The organism is Flavobacterium sp. 1 (assembly GCF_002797935.1).
GTDB lineage: Bacteria > Bacteroidota > Bacteroidia > Flavobacteriales > Flavobacteriaceae > Flavobacterium.
Map to the genome: position 1 here is coordinate 3,268,929 of NZ_PGER01000001.1, position 19,041 is coordinate 3,287,969.

Sequence of the window (19,041 nt, forward strand, 5' to 3'; positions counted from 1 at the left end):
TTACTTTTTTTCTGCAATTCTCAACTTGGCACTTCTAGCTCTATTGTTCAACTTGATTTCTTCATTATCCGGAACTATCAATTTTCCTATTGTATTAAAAGGAACAGAGAAATTACCATAAAAATCACGTTCTGGTTCTCCTTCAAACATTCCGTTTTTTATGAATCTTTTTACCAATCGGTCTTCCAATGAATGATAAGAAATCACGCTTAATCTTCCGCCAGGTTTCAAAATCTCCAGAGACTGTTCCAAAAACTCTTTTAAAACATCCATTTCCTGATTCACTTCAATTCGAATCGCTTGATAGATTTGTGCTAATATTTTATTTCGGACTCTTTCTGGCAGATATTTCGCCAAGACTTCTTTCAATTCATCGGTGGTTTTTATAATTCTATGCTCTCTAGCCTCAACAATTGTTCTTGCCAAAGCTGGCGCATTTTTCAACTCGCCATAATCCAAGAACACTCTTCGCAAATTAGCATCATCATATTCATTGACCACTCGATAGGCGTTCAAATCATTTTTCTGACTCATTCTCATATCAAGTTCTGCATCAAAACGGGTTGAAAAACCTCTTTCGGCCACATCAAATTGATGGGAAGAAACTCCCAAATCACCTAAAATTCCATCCGCTTCTTTCACGCCATGAAAACGCAAAAACCTTTTTATAAATCTGAAATTCTCATTAATCAATGTAAATCTTTCGTCTGGCAATGCATTTGCCAAAGCATCCTCATCTTGGTCAAAAGCAAATAATTTTCCGTTTGGCCCCAGCCTTCTCAATATTTCTTTGGAATGACCGCCTCCGCCAAAGGTTACATCCACATATATTCCGTCTGGCTTTATATTCAAACCATCTACAGTCGGATGAAGCAATACTGGATTATGATATTCCATTGTCGTCGTCATTTAAATTACCCATTACTTCTTCGGCTAAATCTGCAAAATCAACATCTGCACCGTCAATTGATTTCTCATACAAATCCTTATCCCAAATTTCTACAATATTAACTGCGGAAGAAAAAACTACATCTTTATCAATACTGGCAAAAACCACTAAATCTTTAGGAACCAGCAATCTGCCCAAAGCATCTATTTCTACCACTTTTACACCAGCGGTAAAACGGCGGATAAAGTCATTGTTTTTCTTTACAAATCGGTTAAGTTTGTTGATTTTTTTCATCATCAAATTCCACTCTTCCATAGGATACAATTCCAGACAGGGCTGAAATACAGAACGCTTCAAAACAAAACCGTTTTGAAGCGAGGAAGCCAATTGCTTTTTTAAGGGAGCAGGTAATAAAACCCGTCCTTTTGCATCGACTTTACACTCATATGTTCCTATAATTGTGTCCAAGTGAATTGTATTAATTGCATTAAGCAAAAATATATAAAATATTACCACAATTTACCACTATCTACCACTTTGTTAATAAGTTTAACCACTTTTGACCAAAAACGCTTAGTTTATACACTATCAGGCCATTAGCTGTAAAATCGATATTTTGTAAGAAAGCTTATGATTTAAGTAAAAGTCTATTTTTTTGATTGCTAAAACATATTCTTAAAAGCTTTAAAAAATATTTCTTAATCATTAAAAAAGCAATAAAAAGAAGCTCAAAAAGCATCCTTTATACATGTAAGAATAAAAGGTTAAAAAATAGCCGCCAAAATTCTTTTTAATTTTTTAAACCCTATATTTGTAAAAAATTGAAATTGTTATCTTAAAACATGGAAAAATATTACAAAAAAGAAGGCAAATACGGATATTACGAAGCAGGCGAAGGAATTCCGATTGTCATCTTACATGGTTTAATGGGAGGACTTAGTAATTTTGATGCTGTAGCCAGTTATTTTTCCAATAAAGGATACAGAATCATCATCCCCGATTTACCTATTTATACTCAAAACATATTAAAAACTAACGTGAAAAGTTTTGCTGTCTATGTAAAAAACTTCATTACTTTCAAAAAATTAGACCGAGTAATTCTTTTAGGAAATTCACTTGGAGGACATATCGCATTATACCATACCAAAATGTTTCCAGAGAAAGTTTCAGGGCTTGTAATTACTGGAAGTTCTGGTCTTTACGAAAGCGCCATGGGAGACAGTTATCCAAAAAGAGGCGACTATGAATACATCAAGAAAAAAGCCGAAGATGTATTTTATGATCCAAAAATAGCCACTCCAGAACTTATTGACGAAGTATACGCCACAGTAAATGACCGTATAAAATTAATCAAAACCCTGACAATTGCCAAAAGTGCCATTCGTCATAATATGGCCAAAGATTTACCAAAAATGCATGTGCAGACTTGTATTATTTGGGGGAAAAATGACAAAGTTACACCACCAGATGTAGCAGATGAATTTCATAAATTATTACCTAATTCGACTTTATACTGGATTGACAAATGCGGACACGCAGCCATGATGGAACAGCCAGAAGAGTTTAATGCACATCTTGAAGACTGGCTTACTCATACACATTTGGCTGAACATTAATTGATCGGAGAATTTTACACTCAAAAACATGAAAATTAATACTGCCGAATTCGTAATAAGCAACTCAGATGTAAGCAAATGTCCTAAGGATTTTTTACCCGAATATGCTTTCATTGGCCGTTCCAATGTTGGGAAGTCATCATTAATCAACATGCTGACTAACCAAAAGAAACTAGCAAAGACATCCGGAAGACCTGGAAAAACTCAGCTTATCAATCACTTTTTAATCAATAATAATTGGTTCCTTGTCGATTTGCCAGGTTATGGCTATGCCAAAGTTTCCAAAAAAACAAAATCAATTTTTCAGGAATTCATCACCGATTATTTCGAAAGAAGAGAACAGCTGGTTTGTGCTTTTGTCTTAATTGACATTCGTCACGAAGCACAGACAATCGACATTGAATTCATGTCGTATATGGGTGAAAGTGAAATTCCATTTTGTATTATTTTTACTAAAGCAGATAAAATCAGTAAAGTAAAAATCGATTCTCATATTGCAGCTTACAAAAAACAAATGTTTGCCAACAACTGGGCCGAAATGCCACAGTACTTTGTTACTTCGGCAACAGAATCTACAGGAAAAGAAGAGCTTCTAAGTTATATAGACGAAGTAAATCAAGAGGTTTTTAAAAACAATTCTGAGTTTTAAAAAGACTTAATTAAATATAAAAAAATCCCAAAACTATCAAAAAATGTAGTTTTGGGATTTTTTATTTTAATATCCTTGTTTTAGAAAATTACTTTTTTAGCTCTAATTTTTCTGCAAAATAATCGCAGAAATCAAGCATCGTATCCGACATTTTTTCATCATTAGTCGCTCTTTTAAAAGTTTCGGCCATGGATACCAATGTTTGGTGAAAGAAAATTTTCATTTCATCAACAGGCATATCTTTTGTCCATAAATCGATACGCATACTTTCTTTGGCTTTGCTGTCCCAAACATTCAGCATAATCGCTTTGGATTCTGAAAGTTCTATTCCGCCGTCTTGAGCAGTCCAAAAAAGTTTTTCCGGAACACGGTTTTCGTCTAATTCGACTAAAAATTTAATTTCTGAGGTATTTTTATCTGACATTATTTCTTGGGTTTGTATTTTGATTTTTCGAAAATTTCTTTGGCATCCATTTTTAACATCTGATCCAATTTAGTATCATTATTTTCCATAAATGATCTAACAATCTGCCATCCTATCCAAGAACCTACTTGTCCTGGAGAATCATTGTCAATTTCCAAATAAAATTTTGAAAACGGCGATGGATCGATAAAACGGGAAGCTAACTTTTGTTCATCGCTAAAAAGCATTTCTCTTTCAATGAAATAGCGCCAAATATAAGATTCATTATCTTGGCACCAAACAATCTGTTCAGGAGTGTAGCCCATTTTTTCGGCATCACTGTATTCCGGCAGTAAAATATCTTTTAAATAGAGTTCTTTTCCAAAATAGATCATTTGGGACAACAAATTTTTATCTGTTGGCGGAGCAATCTTTCCTGATGAAAAACTCTTTACAACATCAGGCATCATTTGCCTTTCTTCAAAATTTTGTTTCAGATATTTCGGAAAAGTATAAAACTTATGATCTTTTCCTAAGTACAGTTCTAACGAAATTATAATTAACGAATCGGCATAAATTGCTTTATTGTTATAATCCATATCCGAAATCAGCGTAATAACTTTTGGCGTTTTGGTCTTTGGAAAATAATATTTCATGTGCTGTACCAAAGTCTCAACACTATTTTGAATTTCGTCAGAGGAAGGGTATTTTTTTTCAACTTCAGCATATACTTCCCTCCAGACAGGAGCAGTCATTTTATTTGTCCAAACGGTATCATTAATGTTTGGCGAGAAGAAATAAGGATATTGTTTTTTTAATTTCTGTAAATCCTTTGGAGATGTTTCAAAAAACTGCTTATCAAAACGCTCGACCTTAACAGCATCTGCCGGTGTTTCTTCAATAGCTTTTTCGACTTTACTTTTTTGGTCACAAGACACAAACAGCAGACAAAAAACAACAGGCAATAGAAAAAATTTCATATATAATTATTTATTTATCAATTTTTAGAAAGGATTTAAACACTATTCGTAAATCTTCACAAGGATTTTCATCCTATATAAAACATATGCTATTATTTTATTTAAATTTGTTATCTATGGAATTCTAAAAACTTTGTATTCATTTTTTTTTGCAAATATACATTCCTGCTTTTTAAAACTTAAACTATTATGACTAAAAAAAGAACCCTTCAAATCGAAAAAGTAAACACACATATTGTCAAATGGCTAAAAAGCTATGCTGAAAATTCAAAAGTCAACGGATTTGTAATTGGAATTTCAGGGGGAGTAGATTCGGCAGTAACCTCAACACTCTGTGCCCAAACAGGTTTAAAAGTACTATGCGTCGAAATGCCAATTCACCAAGCACATAGTCATGTTACCCGCGGACGTGAACACATTGAACAATTAAAAGAACAATTTCCAAACGTCAGTAGTGTTGAAGCAGATTTAACTTCGGTTTTTCAAGATTTCATAAAACAGGTTCCGGAAACAAGTGATGAACACAAACTTCATTTATCTCTTGCCAACACCCGTTCCCGACTAAGAATGACCACTTTATATTATTTTGCAGGCATTCACGGCTTATTAGTTGCTGGAACAGGAAATAAAGTAGAAGATTTTGGAGTAGGTTTCTATACTAAATACGGAGACGGCGGCGTTGATTTGAGTCCAATAGCCGATTTAATGAAATCTGAAGTATACCAATTAGGAGCCTATTTAAAAATTCCAGATTCTATATTAACAGCCTCACCTACAGACGGATTATTTGGTGACGAACGAACAGATGAAGACCAATTGGGCGCAAGTTATGACGAATTAGAATGGGCAATGAATGTAAATGAGTCAAAAACTGACGCAAATACGTTTACAGAACGTCAAAAAAATGTTTACGAGATTTACAAGAAACTCAATAAAAACAACCAGCATAAAATGAATCCAATACCAGTTTGCATAATAAATTGTTAAAAAAAAATAATTTGTCCGAAAAATTAGACTTATATAAAAATATTTTTTAATTTTATATCTTCAAAAACAATCCTAAAACTAAATACCATGATTAAAGTTTGTTTAGCAGATAACTATCCTGTAGTACATTTTGGAATAAAATCGTACTTCAAAGACCATTCGGACATTTCTATTGTTGCCAATGTTGGTAACTTCGCAATGGTAAAAGACATCCTTCTTACAAAAGAAATAGATGTTCTTGTATTGGACTTGGAGCTTGAAGGGCTTTCAAGCATTTTCGAAATCAAATCGGTTTTGAAAAATTTTCCAAAAACAAAAATTGTTTTTTACAGCGGACTGTCAGAACAGATCTACGCTCCAAACGCTATTAAAGCTGGAGTTTCTGGATTTGTTCACAAAACTGAAAAGCTGGAAACTTTGGGTCAGTCGATCATCAAAGTAAACCAAGGCAAAATCATCATGAATGAAGCTGTTATGAAAAACATTGCTTTGATTGCAAAACAAAGCAAAAGCGAACGTTTGTACAGAAAACTTTCCAATCGTGAAGTTGAAGTACTGCGTTATTTAAGCGACGGTAAGAAAAACCACGAAATCGCTGAAATCTTATCACTTAACGAGAAAACAATCAGTACTTACAAACTACGATTGTTGACTAAATTAAACGTTACGAATCTAGTAGATTTAGTAAATAAAGCTAAAACTTTAGAAATCGTTTAACTGTAGCGAGACATTACTCTTCCTAATTTTTTTGAAAAAGAATTGATTAGTTTATAGTAATCCATCGCCAAAGACATTGACTCTGTATTATCTGAACCTGGTTCATTTGATACAGAGTTTTTATTATTAAATATGTTTCATTTATAAATCCAACGAATGAAATTAATTATAATTTTGAACGACCACACCTAAAAATACACATATATCTTTATTAAGATTATTATAGTCATTTATATCGGATAGGATTTCTGAATTATCAATTTTAGAATCAGTAGAAATTGATTTCAAAAATTGCTGAACAATTTGACGAATTAAAAAAGAACGTAAACGAAAAATGTTATCTGTAACATATTGACTAATAGATTCTTCTTTTTGTTTTACAAGAATATTTTGTCCTTCCCAATTGTCCAATGAGTATTGCTCATCATCCATTATAATATTAGTAACTTCTTGAGAAAGATGTTGAGGCAATTGAGTTAAATATTGTTCTAAATTAAATTCATCGTTTTGATGATAATAATTTATAATACTTTGATATAATTCCAAAAATAATGGATTAGACAATAAAGTTTCATCCTCCTGCAAACTTAAATAAACTTGATCATAGACTTTCAATTCTTTTTTAATTGATTTCTTCTCAATATCTCCTTCATTTGTTCCTATTAATAAATAATCAAAAACTTCAATTTTATTCCCGTACAACAATAATATTTCAATTATTTTACGCTCCAAACGATACAACACATCAACTTTTTCAGCTTCAACTGGATTTTCATTTTTCACAACTTCAAAAGCTTTTTGCTCTTGTTTTGCTTTTTTTCCTACTTCGGCAACATCTTTTTGCACCAACTGCGCCAAAGTACTAGTTAAAACCTGCTCGGAAATATCCATTATTCTGGAACATTCCTGTATGTAGATTTCCCTCTGGATTCTGTCCGGAATCTTCGAAATACTCTGTACCATATCCCGAATCAGATCAGCTTTCTTAACTGGATCGTTTTTAGCATCATTCATTAATAGAGATGCTTTAAACTGAATAAAATCCTTGGCATTGTTATCTAAATAGGCAACTAATTCTTCATAAGGCGTTTTCTTGGCAAAACTGTCTGGATCTTCTCCATCTGGAAATGCACAAACTTTTACATTCATTCCTTCTTCAAGAATCAAATCAATCCCGCGGACAGAAGCGCGAAGTCCTGCCGCATCCCCGTCAAATAGAACGGTAATGTTTTTGGTCAGCCTATTGATTAACCGAATTTGATCCGGTGTAAGAGCCGTTCCCGAAGAGGCAACCACATTCTCAATACCCGCTTGATTAAACTGAATAACATCAGTATATCCTTCGACCAAAAAACAATTATTTAGTTTGGCTATGGACTGTTTCGCTTGAAAAATACCATACAACACTTTACTTTTATGGTAAATTTCACTCTCGGGCGAGTTTAAATATTTAGCAGCTTTTTTGTCATTGGTCAAAATTCGGCCACCAAAACCAAGTACCCTTCCAGACATACTTTGAATAGGAAACATCACCCTGCTTTTGAATCGGTCAAAAGGACGGTCTTCTCTGGCAATGGTAAGTCCAGTGCTTTCAAGAAATTCCATTTTATATCCTTTACCTAACGCTTCTTTTGTAAAAGCATCCCAAGTTTCCGGTGAATATCCTAAAGAAAATTTCTTGATGGTTTCGTTAGTAAAACCACGCTCTTTAAAATAAGAAAGCCCAATGGCTTTCCCTTCTTCAGTGTTTAAAAGTGTCGTATGAAAATAGGTTTTTGCAAATTCAGAAACCAAATACATACTTTCGCGAACATCTGTATTTAATTTTTCTTCTTCTGATCGTTCCGTTTCCTCAATCTCGATATTGTATTTTTTGGCCAAATAACGAATGGCTTCGGGATACGTAAAATGCGAATGTTCCATCAAAAAAGCAACCGAGTTACCTCCTTTTCCCGAACTAAAATCTTTCCAAATCCCTTTGGCTGGCGAAACCATAAAAGACGGAGAACGTTCATCCGAAAACGGACTCAGCCCCTTAAAATTACTTCCTGCTCTTTTTAATTGTACAAAATCTCCAATAACCTCCTCTACTCGAGCGGTTTCAAAAACTGTATCTATGGTTGCTTGTGCTATCAAAATTTATGAGAATATTTAATGGTAATCCTTTCGAGAATTCGAATGGTTACAAAAATACACAAATCAAACTTTAAACCCAGATTCCATATTAGAAATCTGCTTCATTTGAATTCTACCTAACTTTTTTATTTACCGCAAGGGCGCAATGACTTTAATTTATCTGTATTCCGCAAAGACCGCAAAGCTTTGCGTTCCTTGCGCTTTCAAAAAAACAAAAAACTTTGCGCTCCTTTCGGTTAAAATGATTAGAGTTATGTTCGCATTAGAAAAAGCACTAGTATAAATAAAAAAAGTGCTTCATCTCTGAAACACTTTTTTACAATAAAAAACTTAACTAATTAAAATCGAAACGAAGTCCTAATGAAATATTATTTTGATCAACAATATTATTTTCGAATAAAGGCTGCAAATCGTATTTCAAATACAAGCTTGTTGACTTATATCCAACATAAGTACTCACCCCATAATTAAAGTCATTAACATTATAATTTCCCTTGGTTTTTTGTTCCACATCATTGCCGCTGGCATCTTCAAAGCTAAAAATCTGCTTTGATTTTACTCTAAATCCGGCATATCCGCCTATACCAATTCTCGCACTTTTATGAGTTTTAAAATAATTAACATCATCACGAATTTCTTTCTTTGTAAAATCAAATTCTAAATGCAGAGGCACCATGATATACACATTTCTAAATCTGGATTCTTCTAAATGCACTGTACTGTTTACTAAATCAGTTTGTGTACCGTTCTTAACAAAATAACGATCATCTGTAGCCCGAAGATTATTATACATTAACGACATTCCGTATTTAAAATGCAGCAGATTGTCGTCTTTCAGAATCCTAGTGTTGCCAGTCAATCCCCATTCATAAAAGTGAGATTTCCAATATTTAAAATCGGAGTTGGCAACCTGCTTATCGGTTACTAAATTGTTTGCTCCAAAAGCAAATACAAATTGAGTTGTAGTTCTCTTAGACTGCCTATTTTCCACGTCCTTTTGTCCATGATATACTTTCATAGATGTAAGATTAACTATTGTTTTATCCTCATCAGTACAATCATTAAAATCTCCAATTGTAAATCTTGCACCTTCCCTTTTGTTTACATTTTCTACTTCAACTTTTCCATCAACTCTATCTTGAACTAATCGATTTAATTTACCTTCTTCAACAGCGACCTTTTTTTCAATATTAGCAGCACGTACTTCAGCTTTTTTTAATTTAAGCGCTTCAGCTTTTTCCTTAGGAATCATTCCATTTGCAACTTCTTTATCCAATGAATCTATTTCAGTTTTTAAAGTATTTTTTTCATGATCTGTTATTGCTTTAATTTGATCGCCAATTGCTTTTGCTTTTGTTTCAAATGAAATTACTTTGTGTTCCCGTCCTTTATTCGAACCAGTTTCGGGAACAGTATCATCAACCACTTCAAGCTTTACATCTTTAAACCAAACCTGGCCTGTTCCATCCAATAAAACTCCATAAGAAATAGATGTTGCTTCCGCCGGAACAAACAAAACAACTTCATATTTAGTCCAATCAGTTGATCCTTTAATAGGCCTTCTTTCCATGTTATCGAAAGCGAGTACACGAGCATGATAATAATCAACCCGCATCCAAAGCCCAGCCCAAGACTTAACCTTCTCACTTTTTACAAACCCAGTCATTTTAACTGTTTTACCTAGATACAAATCAGTTTTGGTGGTTTTCATAAGAGTCCCAAAACCGTTAATTTTACTTTGAACTGATTTAATTGTAAAGATATTTTGGTCACTGGATTCAGGATTTTTTTGAAGATTCATTTCATATTTTTCTGGTTCAGCTTGCCAATAAGTCCAGTCTAAAATATGTTTATAACTGTCTTTGTTCTGGGCATTTAATTTAGTTGCCATAGCAACCAACATTATTATTGTAAACAACATAATTTTTTGCATGATTTTCGTTTTTTGATTGATGATTGATGATTGATGATGATTTTTATTTATTCTTCGTAATTTCTATTAACTAAAACAGTTTTTACAGCATTAAATTTTTTATTAAATCTGTCCAATGCAGATTCTCTAAAAGATTGATTTAATTCGGTTTCAGCATTTAACAATAAATCGTTTGGATTTACTGAAATAGCTTTTCTCTTTTTTTCAATTGTTTCGTCAGTAGCTTTTGTTTCAAATTTAGCATCACTGACTTCAGCTAATAATTTTTCTGCTGAAATGTATTTATTTGCAGTAGTCGATTGGTAATTCTTGTTTTCGGATGAATTAACTATTACACTATCCTCTTTTAAATGATTGATGATTGAAAGCTCCTCTTTGTTTTTGAGTTGATTTAGCTGCTTATTTTGGTCGTTACTATAAGCAACAACGGTTTGCGTCTTCGTTACTTTTTTTTGAATTTGTCCATTCAAAACACCTTTGTTGACTATTTTTGATCCGTCTAAATTATTTACATTCCCTTTTTCTTCTAAAACTGTTGGTTTATCATTATTTATCTCTACAGTTTCAAAACGATTAAAATAAACCGTCCCAACCAATAAAAAACCAAAAATACTTGCGGCAACATAAAACCACCTAAAATTGCGTTTTGGTTTCTCAGCAGCAGTAAGCATTGCGTCTAATTTGTCCCATGCCTTTTCCGAAGGTTTTATCTCCCGAAAATTTAATTGCTCTTTGAATTGTTTTTCAATTTTATTCGGTTCCATAACAATAATTTTTTAACTTATTAATCTGTTCTTGCAGCATCTTTCTCGCATGTGATAACTGTGACTTTGACGTCCCTTCATTTATCCCTAACAAACTTGCAATTTCCTGATGTTTGTATCCTTCAATAGCAAATAAATTGAAAACCATTTTATAACCATCGGGTAAACTGTCAATCAAAAATTGGATATCTTCTACAGAAAAATGACTTTCGATATTATTAAAACTTTCTTCAAAAAAAAATTCATCCTCAACAAAGCTTATTTTTTTTTCAACTCGAATAAATGAAATACATTCATTGACCATTATACGCCTTATCCAGCCTTCAAAACTTCCTTTATTTTCAAATCGTCCTAAGTTGACAAACACTTTCATAAAAGCGGTGATCATAACATCTTCGGCCAATTGCAAATCTTTTATATACTGTCGGCAGACACTTAACATCTTTGGCGAATATTTGGAATAAATACATTGTTGCGCCTGTCGGTTGTTTTTGACAGCCAATGCAATTATTTCATTTTCTTCCTGATGTAAATTAATTACTTTCAAAATCTTTAAAAAGTGTTTCTATTAGTATAGACGAGAATCAAACCAAAAAGGTTGCATGGATTTAAAAAAAAGTTAAAAATAAAAGTACGATTTATTCAGACAAATACTTTAAGTAGCTATTTATCAAATATTTAAAATTACAAAAAAGTGATTTTTTTTTAAACTTAAAATTTACTTCTTCCTTTCGATAACGTAGTTCACCATTAAAATAAGTGCTGCTTTATAGTCGGATTCTGGGTAATCATTTAGCAGCTGTAGTGCTTCTTGTTGAAACTCTATCATTTTATTTTCAGCATAAAGTAAGCCGTTATTGTCTTTTACGAAAGTAATTACTTCCTTGACTCTTTTTTTATCCTTATTGTGGTTTTTTATCGAGTTGATAAGCCAGCTTTTTTCTTTTGGAGTACAATTATTAAGAACATGAATAAGAGGCAGAGTCATTTTTTGTTCTTTGATGTCAATTCCTGTTGGCTTACCAATCGCTTCTTCAGAGTAATCGAATAAATCGTCTTTTATCTGAAATGCCATTCCAATAAGTTCACCAAATTTTCTCATGTTCTCTACCTGCACCTCATCTTCCACAACAGATCTTGCACCAAGGGCACAGCAGGCTGCAATAAGTGTAGCCGTTTTTTTTCGGATGATTTCGTAATAAATGGCTTCGGTTATATCAAGTCTTCTGGCTTTTTCAATTTGAAGCAATTCCCCTTCGCTCATTTCTCGGACAGCGACTGAAATAATTTTCAACAAATCAAAATCACCATGATCAATGGAAAGCAATAATCCTTTGGACAACAAATAATCACCAACTAACACAGCAATTTTGTTTTTCCAAAGTGCATTAATGGAGAAAAAACCTCTTCGGCGATTACTGTCATCAACCACGTCGTCGTGAACTAATGTTGCAGTGTGAATCAGCTCAATTACGCAAGCTCCTCTATATGTTCTCTCGTTGACGGAACCTTTGGATACCATTTTTGCCATCAAGAAAACGAACATAGGTCTCATTTGTTTTCCTTTTCTATTGACAATATAGTAAGTTATGCGGTTTAAAAGTGCCACTTTGGAAGTCATCGATTCGTAGAACTTTTTCTCAAAAAGTTCCATTTCGTTAACTATTGGCTGTTTTATTTGTGTAGTGATATTCATTTGAATGCCAAATATACTATTTTAAATAAAAAAACGTCAATCATTTATTCTAAGTGTAATTAAATTATTGTTATTTCCGTTCAGATGCTTTATTATCACTTGCCAGTTGAACATCTAAGCTTCTTTATTAGCTAATTGTCCGCAGGCTGCATCAATATCTTTCCCACGGCTTCTTCTTACTTTCACAACAATACCTGTCGCTTCTAACGCTTTTATATAGGCATTTATAGATTCTTCTGGAGCTTGCTGAAATTCTCCGTCGTCAATTGGATTATATTCAATCAAATTAACTTTGCAGGGAACGTATTTGCAGAATTTTACTAAGGCATCAATCGAAGCTTTATCATCATTGATTCCTTTCCAAACTACATATTCATAGGATATCTTGGACTTTGTTTTTCGGTACCAATATTCCAACGCTTCACGCAAATCTGTCAAAGGAAAATTTTCGCTGAACGGCATGATTCTGGAACGAATGCTGTCTATGGCGGAGTGCAGCGAAACTGCCAATTTGAATTTTACTTCATCATCAGCCAATTTTTTTATCATTTTAGGAATCCCCGAGGTAGAAACCATAATGCGTTTTGGAGACATTCCTAATCCTTCTGGAGAAGTAATCATTTCTATCGCCTTCAAAACATTATTGTAGTTCATAAGCGGTTCGCCCATTCCCATAAAAACAATATTTGACAAAGGATGATTATGATAGAGTCTGCTTTCTTTATCAATGGCAATAACTTGGTCGTAAATTTCGGCGGGTTCCAAGTTGCGCATACGCTTTAACCTTGCGGTAGCACAAAAATTACAGTCCAGACTGCAGCCTACCTGACTCGACACACAAGCTGTAGTTCTGGTTTGGGTTGGAATCAAAACGCTTTCCACCACCAATCCATCATGTAACCGAACGGCATTTTTAACCGTTCCGTCTTCACTTCGCTGCATCGTATCCACTTTGATATGATTAATGACAAAATGATTTTCCAGCATGGCACGGGTACTTTTGGCCACATTGGTCATATCCTCAAAACTGTGCGCCCCTTTACTCCATAACCACTCATAAACTTGATTGCCCCGAAATGCTTTATCACCATTAGTTACAAAAAAATCTCTCAGCTGATCTTTGGATAATGCCCGTATGTCTTTTTTCTCAATTTGCATGGCGCAAATTTAGTGACTATTTGTTGAATTGTTGATTTGAAGACCTAATTTTAAACAATAACAGTAGAATAATATCCGTTTCTATAGTTTTATTTTACAAAATGTATTCCCGACTCTTTTCACTTTTTTCTTTTAACAAGTCTATATTCTGTAATATCAAAAAAACAATATTTAAACAAATTGATTGTGGTACTAAAAAATATTTTATCTTTACATTACAAATTTATTTGAAAGAAATACATCACAATTTTACAACGTGATAAAAAATAAATTAAAATAATATAAAAGAGTCTTTTTTCCTACATTATTTACATGAAGCCTTATTTATAAAGGGATAAAGTTGAGTTTTTTATTTTAAATGAATCTAAAGAAAAACAATAAAAAACGTTATCGTAGGTGTTTTAGAGCAATCATTGAATAAAATACATTTTTTATATTTTTCTTAACATGATTTATATCATATTCTTATTTTGACATCCCCCCTACATTTGTACAAGTAAAAGCAAATATTGTGATTTAAATGAAAATTAATAATAAAATCCTAATATCCTTACTAACGCTTAATTACAAATAATTTTAAATAAAAGTCATGAAATCAACAATTAAAACAATTATTACCTCGATGGTTTTGTTTGCAATGACCTTAACTGCAAACGCTCAAAAAACCTACACTTTAGACACAAAAACAAATTTTTCAGTACTTGGAACTTCAACACTTCATGATTGGGAAATGCAATCAGCCTCAAAAACAGGAACAGCAAATCTTACCGTGGCCGATTCAAAATTAACAGATATTAACAGTATCGATATTACTCTACCGGCTGAAACCATTAAAAGCGAAAAAAAGAGTATGGATAAAGTCGCTTATGAAACTTTAAAAACTGACAAATTCAAAAACATCAAATATGTTTTAAAATCTGCTGAAAAAGTAAATGAAACTACTTGGAATCTTACCGGCACCTACACGATTGCAGGAGTTTCCAAAATATTAAAAACACAAGTAAAAACTACCGTTACAAATGGAGTAGTAAACTTGCAGGGATCAAACAAAATAAAATTCGCCGAGTTTGGCATGAAATCTCCAACGGCCATGTTTGGTGCAATAAAAACAGGAGAAGACTTAACAATAAAATTCAACTTAAATTTTAACTAAATACCACAACCATGAGAAAAATTTATTTCTTAGCTGCAGGTTTATTAACTATGGCCACAGCAAACGCTCAAGTATCATTTGGGAACATGCAAAATCAAATTTCAAGAAGCAAAGATGGAATCAACGTTTTTGACGTTAAAAAAGACGATAAGGAATTCACTGGAATCAGCGTTGATTTAGGAGGTGCATTCAATATGGATTTCCAGGCAATAAATTCGTTCAATGACCAACCAGAAACTTTTACTGCGCCTTCAAAAATTACTGGATATCGATTAATGAATACTGAAAACAATTTCGTTCTTCCCGCAGCTGATATGACTATTGGTGCTCAATTGTATGATGGTGTAAGAGTAAATCTAGATATTTATTTAGCTTCAAGACACCACAATGATACTTATGCAAGAGGAGGATATTTACAAATTGACAAGCTGGACTTCATCAAAAAATACTTCCTTGCAGATATCATGAAATACGCTACAATTAAAATCGGACAAATGGAGAACAACTTCGGTGATGCACACTTTAGAAGTTCTGACAACGGTAGCACGCTTAGAAATGCATTTGTTGGAAACAACATCATGAATGCATTCAGTACAGAGATGGGTATTGAAGTATATTACAACAGAAACGGATTGGTAAGCATGTTGGGTGCTACAAATGGAAATTTAAATCAAGGTACTCAAGAAGTTTTTTATACTGCAGGACCTGATGCAAATACAGCAGTTAGCCCTACAATCTTGGCCAAACTTGGTTATGACAAACAAATTGACAAAGATTTGAGAGTTAGACTTACAGGTTCTTACTACCATAATGCGAACTTAGGTAACTCAAATATATATTCTTCTTCTAGATCAGGATTTGGTTTTTGGGGGGTATTGAACAATAATGCTTATACTAATCCTAATAATCCTAATACTGTTGCTAATCCAATTGCCGTTCCTACTAGTTATAATGCAACTTCTACACCAGAAGCAACCTTCAACCCTAACTTTAAAAACTGGGCTACTTCAATCATGATCAACCCTTTTGTAAAATATAAAGGTCTTGAGTTCTTTGGAACTGTCGAATTAGCTTCGGGAGGAGATAAAGCGGGTGTTGACGACAAACGTACTGCTAACCAATATGCTGGAGAGGTTATTTACAGATTTGGAAAAACAGAACAATTCTATATCGCTGGAAAATACAATACTGTATCAGGAAAACTAGCTAATGCAGATGCAAAAAAAGTTACTGTAGACAAATTTGAATCAAGCATTGGTTGGTTCATGACTAAAAACATTGTTGCAAAATTAGATTATGTTAATCAAAACTATAGAGATTACACACAATTTGTTGGAAACGTACCTACTGGAAACGCCAATAATTTTTATGGAGGTAAATTCAACGGTCTAGTGTTTGAAGCTGCGATTTCATTCTAATAAGGCATTTCATTCTAACAAATGAGACAATTAGTAATTACAATAATGGGTTTGGCACTTTTCCTTTCATTAGGAAGTGCTAAACCCATTTCTTCATTAATTGAGCCGAACATCATCATCATTGACAGACTCGAAATAGAAATCCTAGGAAATTCTACAATAGGCAAGTACAGCTGTTCCAATTCTTTTACATACCAAGATACCATCAATTTAAATTCAAATACTAAAAACAGTTTAAAGTCTGAAATTTCAATGAGCAATTTTGATTGTGGCAACAGAATCATGAACAAAGACCTTAAAACTACCGTTAAAGCAACAAAGTTTCCAAAAAGCACCGTCACCATTACCAACATAAAACCATTTGGAACCAATTATAAATGCGTTTTGAATTTTCGCATAACCGACAAAACTCTTTCCTATCAGAATATGATTTTAAAAACTGCTAAACAATCTTTGGAAGGTACTGTAGCAGTAAATTTTTCGGATATTGCTCTTGAGCCTCCAACAAAAATGGGCGGTATTATAAAAGTAAAGGATGAATTTGTCATTCATTTCGTTCTGTATAAATTATAAATAATCCCTATTTGCAATTACGAATCCTAAAAACAAATGCACTATTGTTCTTTTGTTTTCATAATGGCTTTGATTAAAAATTATCATCAAATGGCTCTGTTTGTAATTAACCAAATCCGTTTTCTTCTTCAAAATCAAATACAACTCCTTTTTTATAAATGTTAAATGAATAACTTTACGGCAAATTTCAACAACGCAAAAAATGCATTTCATTTCACAAGATTTAGAAGATTATATCGAACAGCATTCTGAAAAAGAACCCGAATTATTAGCTGCGCTTAATAAAGAAACTTACCAAAAAATATTATTACCGCGAATGTTAAGCGGACATTTTCAAGGCAGAGTTTTAAGCATGCTCTCCAAATTGATTCGGCCCGTGAATATTCTGGAGATTGGAACTTACACAGGTTATTCGGCTTTGTGTTTATGCGAAGGCATGCAAGAGAATGGTCAGTTGCACACAATCGACATCAAGGAAGAATTGGTTGATTTTCAGCGCAAGCATTTTGACAAATCACCTTGGGGAAAGCAGATTGTACAACATCTTGGCGAAGCCATTGCCATTATTCCCAATCTGGATTTGAAATTTGATTTAGTCTTTATCGATGCCGACAAAGAAAATTACCTCAACTATTTTGAAATGATTTTGCCAAAAATGAACAAAGGGGGCATTATTTTATCGGATAATGTATTATGGAGCGGTAAAGTTTTAGAGCCAATACATCCCAACGACATCAGTACCAAAATACTGGTAGAATACAATCAATTGCTTAAAGAAGACCCAAGAGTAGAAACGGTTTTATTGCCAATTCGCGACGGATTAACTGTAAGCAGGGTGCTTTAATGCAGATTGCAGATTCATAAAAAAATCCCATTCACTGGCGAATGGGATTTTTTTATGAATTAAATTTGTCTTCTTTTATCTTATCTTTCGACAGTCTCTACTGCATGCTATCTGATTTCTGCTATCTTAAATCTTTCCTGTTTTGAGCACCCATTGGTATCCTTTATACATAAAAAAACCCGTGATTAATCCGCACAGATATCCTGAAAAAATGTCTAACGGATAATGCAGTCCTAAATAAATACGGCTGTAAGCAAAGATTAATGGCCAAAGAAACAACAGTCCAAAATACTTGAATTGATTTTTAAAAATAAGAAATAAAAATGTGGCAACCGCCATGGTATTGGCCGCATGTCCTGAGAAAAAACTAAAAGAGGAGCGCGTTTGAACAACTCTTATAACGGTGTTTATTTCGGGGTTATTACAAGGTCTTGCACGCTGAAAAGAATATTTAAACAGATTCGTAATTTGATCTGTAGCCAACACTAAAACAGCAACAAAAAGCAATAAATAACCTGTTTTCTTCAACCCTAGCTTAGTATAAATAAGATAAAACAACAGCAGAAAAAAAGGAATCCAATTGACCTGCTTAGTAATAATAAGCCAAAGTCCATCATAGGTCTCTGATCCTAATCCATTAAGATAAATAAATAATTGAGTATCTAGCGAAAGTATTTTATCGAGCATTACATTTGACGTTTTACTGGCCCCGTTATATCCTCTAAAATTGAGGAACCATCTGGATTTGTTGAACCGCTCGCTAAACTTTCATTGGTTTTGTTTACTTCGGAAGTAAAGGTGTCAGTAATTCCTGTGAATGTATTTGAAGTATCGCCCAAAATACTGCTTTTGGCTTTGTTGATTTCAGAGTTAATACCGCCTGTCAGCTCATTCAGCGTCTTTTGATCAAAACCATTGGCTTCGGCTCCTTTTTGAATTTCGCTTTTGATATCATTGGTTGCATTTTTAAGCTGTGCCATTGCTTTGCCCATTGTCCGTGCCATTTCGGGCACTTTATCGGAACCAAAAAGCATCAATACAATAAACAAAATAAAAACTAATTCGCCTCCTCCTATTCCAAACATATTTTTTGAATTTAAAAAGCAAAGATATTAAAATTTAAAA

The 19,041-nt window shown here is 33.3% G+C and carries 20 protein-coding genes; 8 read left to right on the plus strand and 12 right to left on the minus strand.

Annotated features, from left to right (window positions below; all coding sequences use genetic code 11):
* Both rsmH and mraZ read right to left on the minus strand, forming a co-directional pair.
* On the minus strand, positions 1-909 hold the full coding sequence (gene rsmH / locus CLU83_RS13045) for a 16S rRNA (cytosine(1402)-N(4))-methyltransferase RsmH (protein WP_198512290.1): 909 nt from the start codon (positions 907-909) through the stop codon (positions 1-3).
* Positions 884-1,357, minus strand: a complete 474-nt coding sequence (gene mraZ, locus CLU83_RS13050) for a division/cell wall cluster transcriptional repressor MraZ (RefSeq protein WP_100432015.1) — start codon at positions 1,355-1,357, stop codon at positions 884-886. The genes rsmH and mraZ overlap by 26 nt, the downstream gene beginning before the upstream one ends.
* Positions 1,358-1,731: 374 nt before the next feature.
* Between mraZ and CLU83_RS13055 the strand changes: the two genes are divergently transcribed.
* Together CLU83_RS13055 and yihA are read left to right on the plus strand one after the other, a co-directional pair.
* Entirely contained in the window at positions 1,732-2,505 is a 774-nt protein-coding gene (locus tag CLU83_RS13055) for an alpha/beta fold hydrolase (protein ID WP_100432016.1), read from the plus strand.
* A 28-nt stretch (positions 2,506-2,533) separates the two neighbouring features.
* Positions 2,534-3,154 carry a ribosome biogenesis GTP-binding protein YihA/YsxC gene (gene yihA, locus CLU83_RS13060; RefSeq protein ID WP_100432017.1) on the plus strand — a complete coding sequence of 207 codons (621 nt, stop codon included), beginning with the start codon at positions 2,534-2,536 and terminating at the stop codon, positions 3,152-3,154.
* An 88-nt stretch (positions 3,155-3,242) separates the two neighbouring features.
* Here yihA and gldC read toward each other — a convergent pair whose 3' ends face one another.
* The gene (gene gldC / locus CLU83_RS13065) at positions 3,243-3,578 is read right to left on the minus strand and encodes a gliding motility protein GldC (protein WP_100432018.1); all 336 of its coding nucleotides are present in this window, start codon (positions 3,576-3,578) and stop codon (positions 3,243-3,245) included.
* On the minus strand, positions 3,578-4,537 hold the full coding sequence (gene gldB / locus CLU83_RS13070) for a gliding motility lipoprotein GldB (protein ID WP_100432019.1): 960 nt from the start codon (positions 4,535-4,537) through the stop codon (positions 3,578-3,580). The genes gldC and gldB overlap by 1 nt, the downstream gene beginning before the upstream one ends.
* Positions 4,538-4,726: 189 nt before the next feature.
* On the opposite strand from gldB, the gene nadE reads away from it, so the two are divergent.
* Together nadE and CLU83_RS13080 are read left to right on the plus strand one after the other, a co-directional pair.
* Entirely contained in the window at positions 4,727-5,524 is a 798-nt protein-coding gene (gene nadE, locus CLU83_RS13075) for an NAD(+) synthase (protein ID WP_100432020.1), read from the plus strand.
* 87 nt (positions 5,525-5,611) lie between these two features.
* Positions 5,612-6,241 carry a response regulator transcription factor gene (locus CLU83_RS13080; RefSeq protein ID WP_100432021.1) on the plus strand — a complete coding sequence of 210 codons (630 nt, stop codon included), beginning with the start codon at positions 5,612-5,614 and terminating at the stop codon, positions 6,239-6,241.
* Between the two features lie 162 nt (positions 6,242-6,403).
* Here CLU83_RS13080 and dnaG read toward each other — a convergent pair whose 3' ends face one another.
* The 6 genes from dnaG to rlmN form a co-directional block, all read right to left on the minus strand.
* On the minus strand, positions 6,404-8,377 hold the full coding sequence (gene dnaG / locus CLU83_RS13085; RefSeq protein ID WP_100432022.1) for a DNA primase: 1,974 nt from the start codon (positions 8,375-8,377) through the stop codon (positions 6,404-6,406).
* A gap of 334 nt (positions 8,378-8,711) precedes the next feature.
* A complete protein-coding gene (locus CLU83_RS13090; RefSeq protein ID WP_157802094.1) occupies positions 8,712-10,310 on the minus strand; it encodes a hypothetical protein in 1,599 nt (532 codons plus the stop codon).
* A gap of 47 nt (positions 10,311-10,357) precedes the next feature.
* Positions 10,358-11,074 (minus strand): hypothetical protein, encoded by a 717-nt coding sequence (locus tag CLU83_RS13095; protein ID WP_100432024.1) that lies wholly within the window; start codon positions 11,072-11,074, stop codon positions 10,358-10,360.
* Positions 11,061-11,621, minus strand: a complete 561-nt coding sequence (locus tag CLU83_RS13100; protein WP_100432025.1) for an RNA polymerase sigma factor — start codon at positions 11,619-11,621, stop codon at positions 11,061-11,063. Before CLU83_RS13100 ends, CLU83_RS13095 begins: the two co-directional genes overlap by 14 nt.
* Before the next feature lie 171 nt (positions 11,622-11,792).
* Positions 11,793-12,770 (minus strand): polyprenyl synthetase family protein, encoded by a 978-nt coding sequence (locus CLU83_RS13105; RefSeq protein ID WP_100432026.1) that lies wholly within the window; start codon positions 12,768-12,770, stop codon positions 11,793-11,795.
* A 114-nt stretch (positions 12,771-12,884) separates the two neighbouring features.
* The gene (gene rlmN / locus CLU83_RS13110; protein WP_100432027.1) at positions 12,885-13,928 is read right to left on the minus strand and encodes a 23S rRNA (adenine(2503)-C(2))-methyltransferase RlmN; all 1,044 of its coding nucleotides are present in this window, start codon (positions 13,926-13,928) and stop codon (positions 12,885-12,887) included.
* A 589-nt stretch (positions 13,929-14,517) separates the two neighbouring features.
* Between rlmN and CLU83_RS13115 the strand changes: the two genes are divergently transcribed.
* The 4 genes from CLU83_RS13115 (at position 14,518) to CLU83_RS13130 (ending at position 17,916) form a co-directional block, all read left to right on the plus strand.
* A complete protein-coding gene (locus tag CLU83_RS13115) occupies positions 14,518-15,081 on the plus strand; it encodes a YceI family protein (RefSeq protein ID WP_100432028.1) in 564 nt (187 codons plus the stop codon).
* Between the two features lie 11 nt (positions 15,082-15,092).
* Positions 15,093-16,499 carry a hypothetical protein gene (locus CLU83_RS13120; protein ID WP_100432029.1) on the plus strand — a complete coding sequence of 469 codons (1,407 nt, stop codon included), beginning with the start codon at positions 15,093-15,095 and terminating at the stop codon, positions 16,497-16,499.
* Between the two features lie 21 nt (positions 16,500-16,520).
* On the plus strand, positions 16,521-17,072 hold the full coding sequence (locus CLU83_RS13125; protein WP_100432030.1) for a YceI family protein: 552 nt from the start codon (positions 16,521-16,523) through the stop codon (positions 17,070-17,072).
* Positions 17,073-17,274: 202 nt separating this feature from the next.
* Entirely contained in the window at positions 17,275-17,916 is a 642-nt protein-coding gene (locus CLU83_RS13130; RefSeq protein WP_100432031.1) for an O-methyltransferase, read from the plus strand.
* Positions 17,917-18,042: 126 nt separating this feature from the next.
* On the opposite strand, the gene CLU83_RS13135 is transcribed toward CLU83_RS13130, so the two are convergent.
* Together CLU83_RS13135 and CLU83_RS13140 are read right to left on the minus strand one after the other, a co-directional pair.
* Positions 18,043-18,603, minus strand: a complete 561-nt coding sequence (locus tag CLU83_RS13135; protein ID WP_100432032.1) for a phosphatase PAP2 family protein — start codon at positions 18,601-18,603, stop codon at positions 18,043-18,045.
* Entirely contained in the window at positions 18,603-19,001 is a 399-nt protein-coding gene (locus tag CLU83_RS13140) for a twin-arginine translocase TatA/TatE family subunit (RefSeq protein ID WP_100432033.1), read from the minus strand. The genes CLU83_RS13135 and CLU83_RS13140 overlap by 1 nt, the downstream gene beginning before the upstream one ends.
* Positions 19,002-19,041 lie beyond the last annotated feature (40 nt).

Bases quoted from the DNA above. Each gene is read 5' to 3' on its own strand.
- CLU83_RS13125 (WP_100432030.1), top strand. From the start codon at position 16,521: ATGAGACAATTAGTAATTACAATAATGGGTTTGGCACTTTTCCTTTCA.
- CLU83_RS13080 (WP_100432021.1), top strand. From the start codon at position 5,612: ATGATTAAAGTTTGTTTAGCAGATAACTATCCTGTAGTACATTTTGGA.
- CLU83_RS13115 (WP_100432028.1), top strand. From the start codon at position 14,518: ATGAAATCAACAATTAAAACAATTATTACCTCGATGGTTTTGTTTGCA.
- yihA (WP_100432017.1), top strand. From the start codon at position 2,534: ATGAAAATTAATACTGCCGAATTCGTAATAAGCAACTCAGATGTAAGC.
- CLU83_RS13140 (WP_100432033.1), bottom strand. From the start codon at position 19,001: ATGTTTGGAATAGGAGGAGGCGAATTAGTTTTTATTTTGTTTATTGTA.
- CLU83_RS13120 (WP_100432029.1), top strand. From the start codon at position 15,093: ATGAGAAAAATTTATTTCTTAGCTGCAGGTTTATTAACTATGGCCACA.
- CLU83_RS13095 (WP_100432024.1), bottom strand. From the start codon at position 11,074: ATGGAACCGAATAAAATTGAAAAACAATTCAAAGAGCAATTAAATTTT.
- CLU83_RS13055 (WP_100432016.1), top strand. From the start codon at position 1,732: ATGGAAAAATATTACAAAAAAGAAGGCAAATACGGATATTACGAAGCA.
- nadE (WP_100432020.1), top strand. From the start codon at position 4,727: ATGACTAAAAAAAGAACCCTTCAAATCGAAAAAGTAAACACACATATT.
- gldB (WP_100432019.1), bottom strand. From the start codon at position 4,537: ATGAAATTTTTTCTATTGCCTGTTGTTTTTTGTCTGCTGTTTGTGTCT.
- CLU83_RS13105 (WP_100432026.1), bottom strand. From the start codon at position 12,770: ATGAATATCACTACACAAATAAAACAGCCAATAGTTAACGAAATGGAA.
- gldC (WP_100432018.1), bottom strand. From the start codon at position 3,578: ATGTCAGATAAAAATACCTCAGAAATTAAATTTTTAGTCGAATTAGAC.
- CLU83_RS13090 (WP_157802094.1), bottom strand. From the start codon at position 10,310: ATGCAAAAAATTATGTTGTTTACAATAATAATGTTGGTTGCTATGGCA.
- CLU83_RS13135 (WP_100432032.1), bottom strand. From the start codon at position 18,603: ATGCTCGATAAAATACTTTCGCTAGATACTCAATTATTTATTTATCTT.
- CLU83_RS13130 (WP_100432031.1), top strand. From the start codon at position 17,275: ATGCATTTCATTTCACAAGATTTAGAAGATTATATCGAACAGCATTCT.
- rsmH (WP_198512290.1), bottom strand. From the start codon at position 909: ATGACGACGACAATGGAATATCATAATCCAGTATTGCTTCATCCGACT.
- rlmN (WP_100432027.1), bottom strand. From the start codon at position 13,928: ATGCAAATTGAGAAAAAAGACATACGGGCATTATCCAAAGATCAGCTG.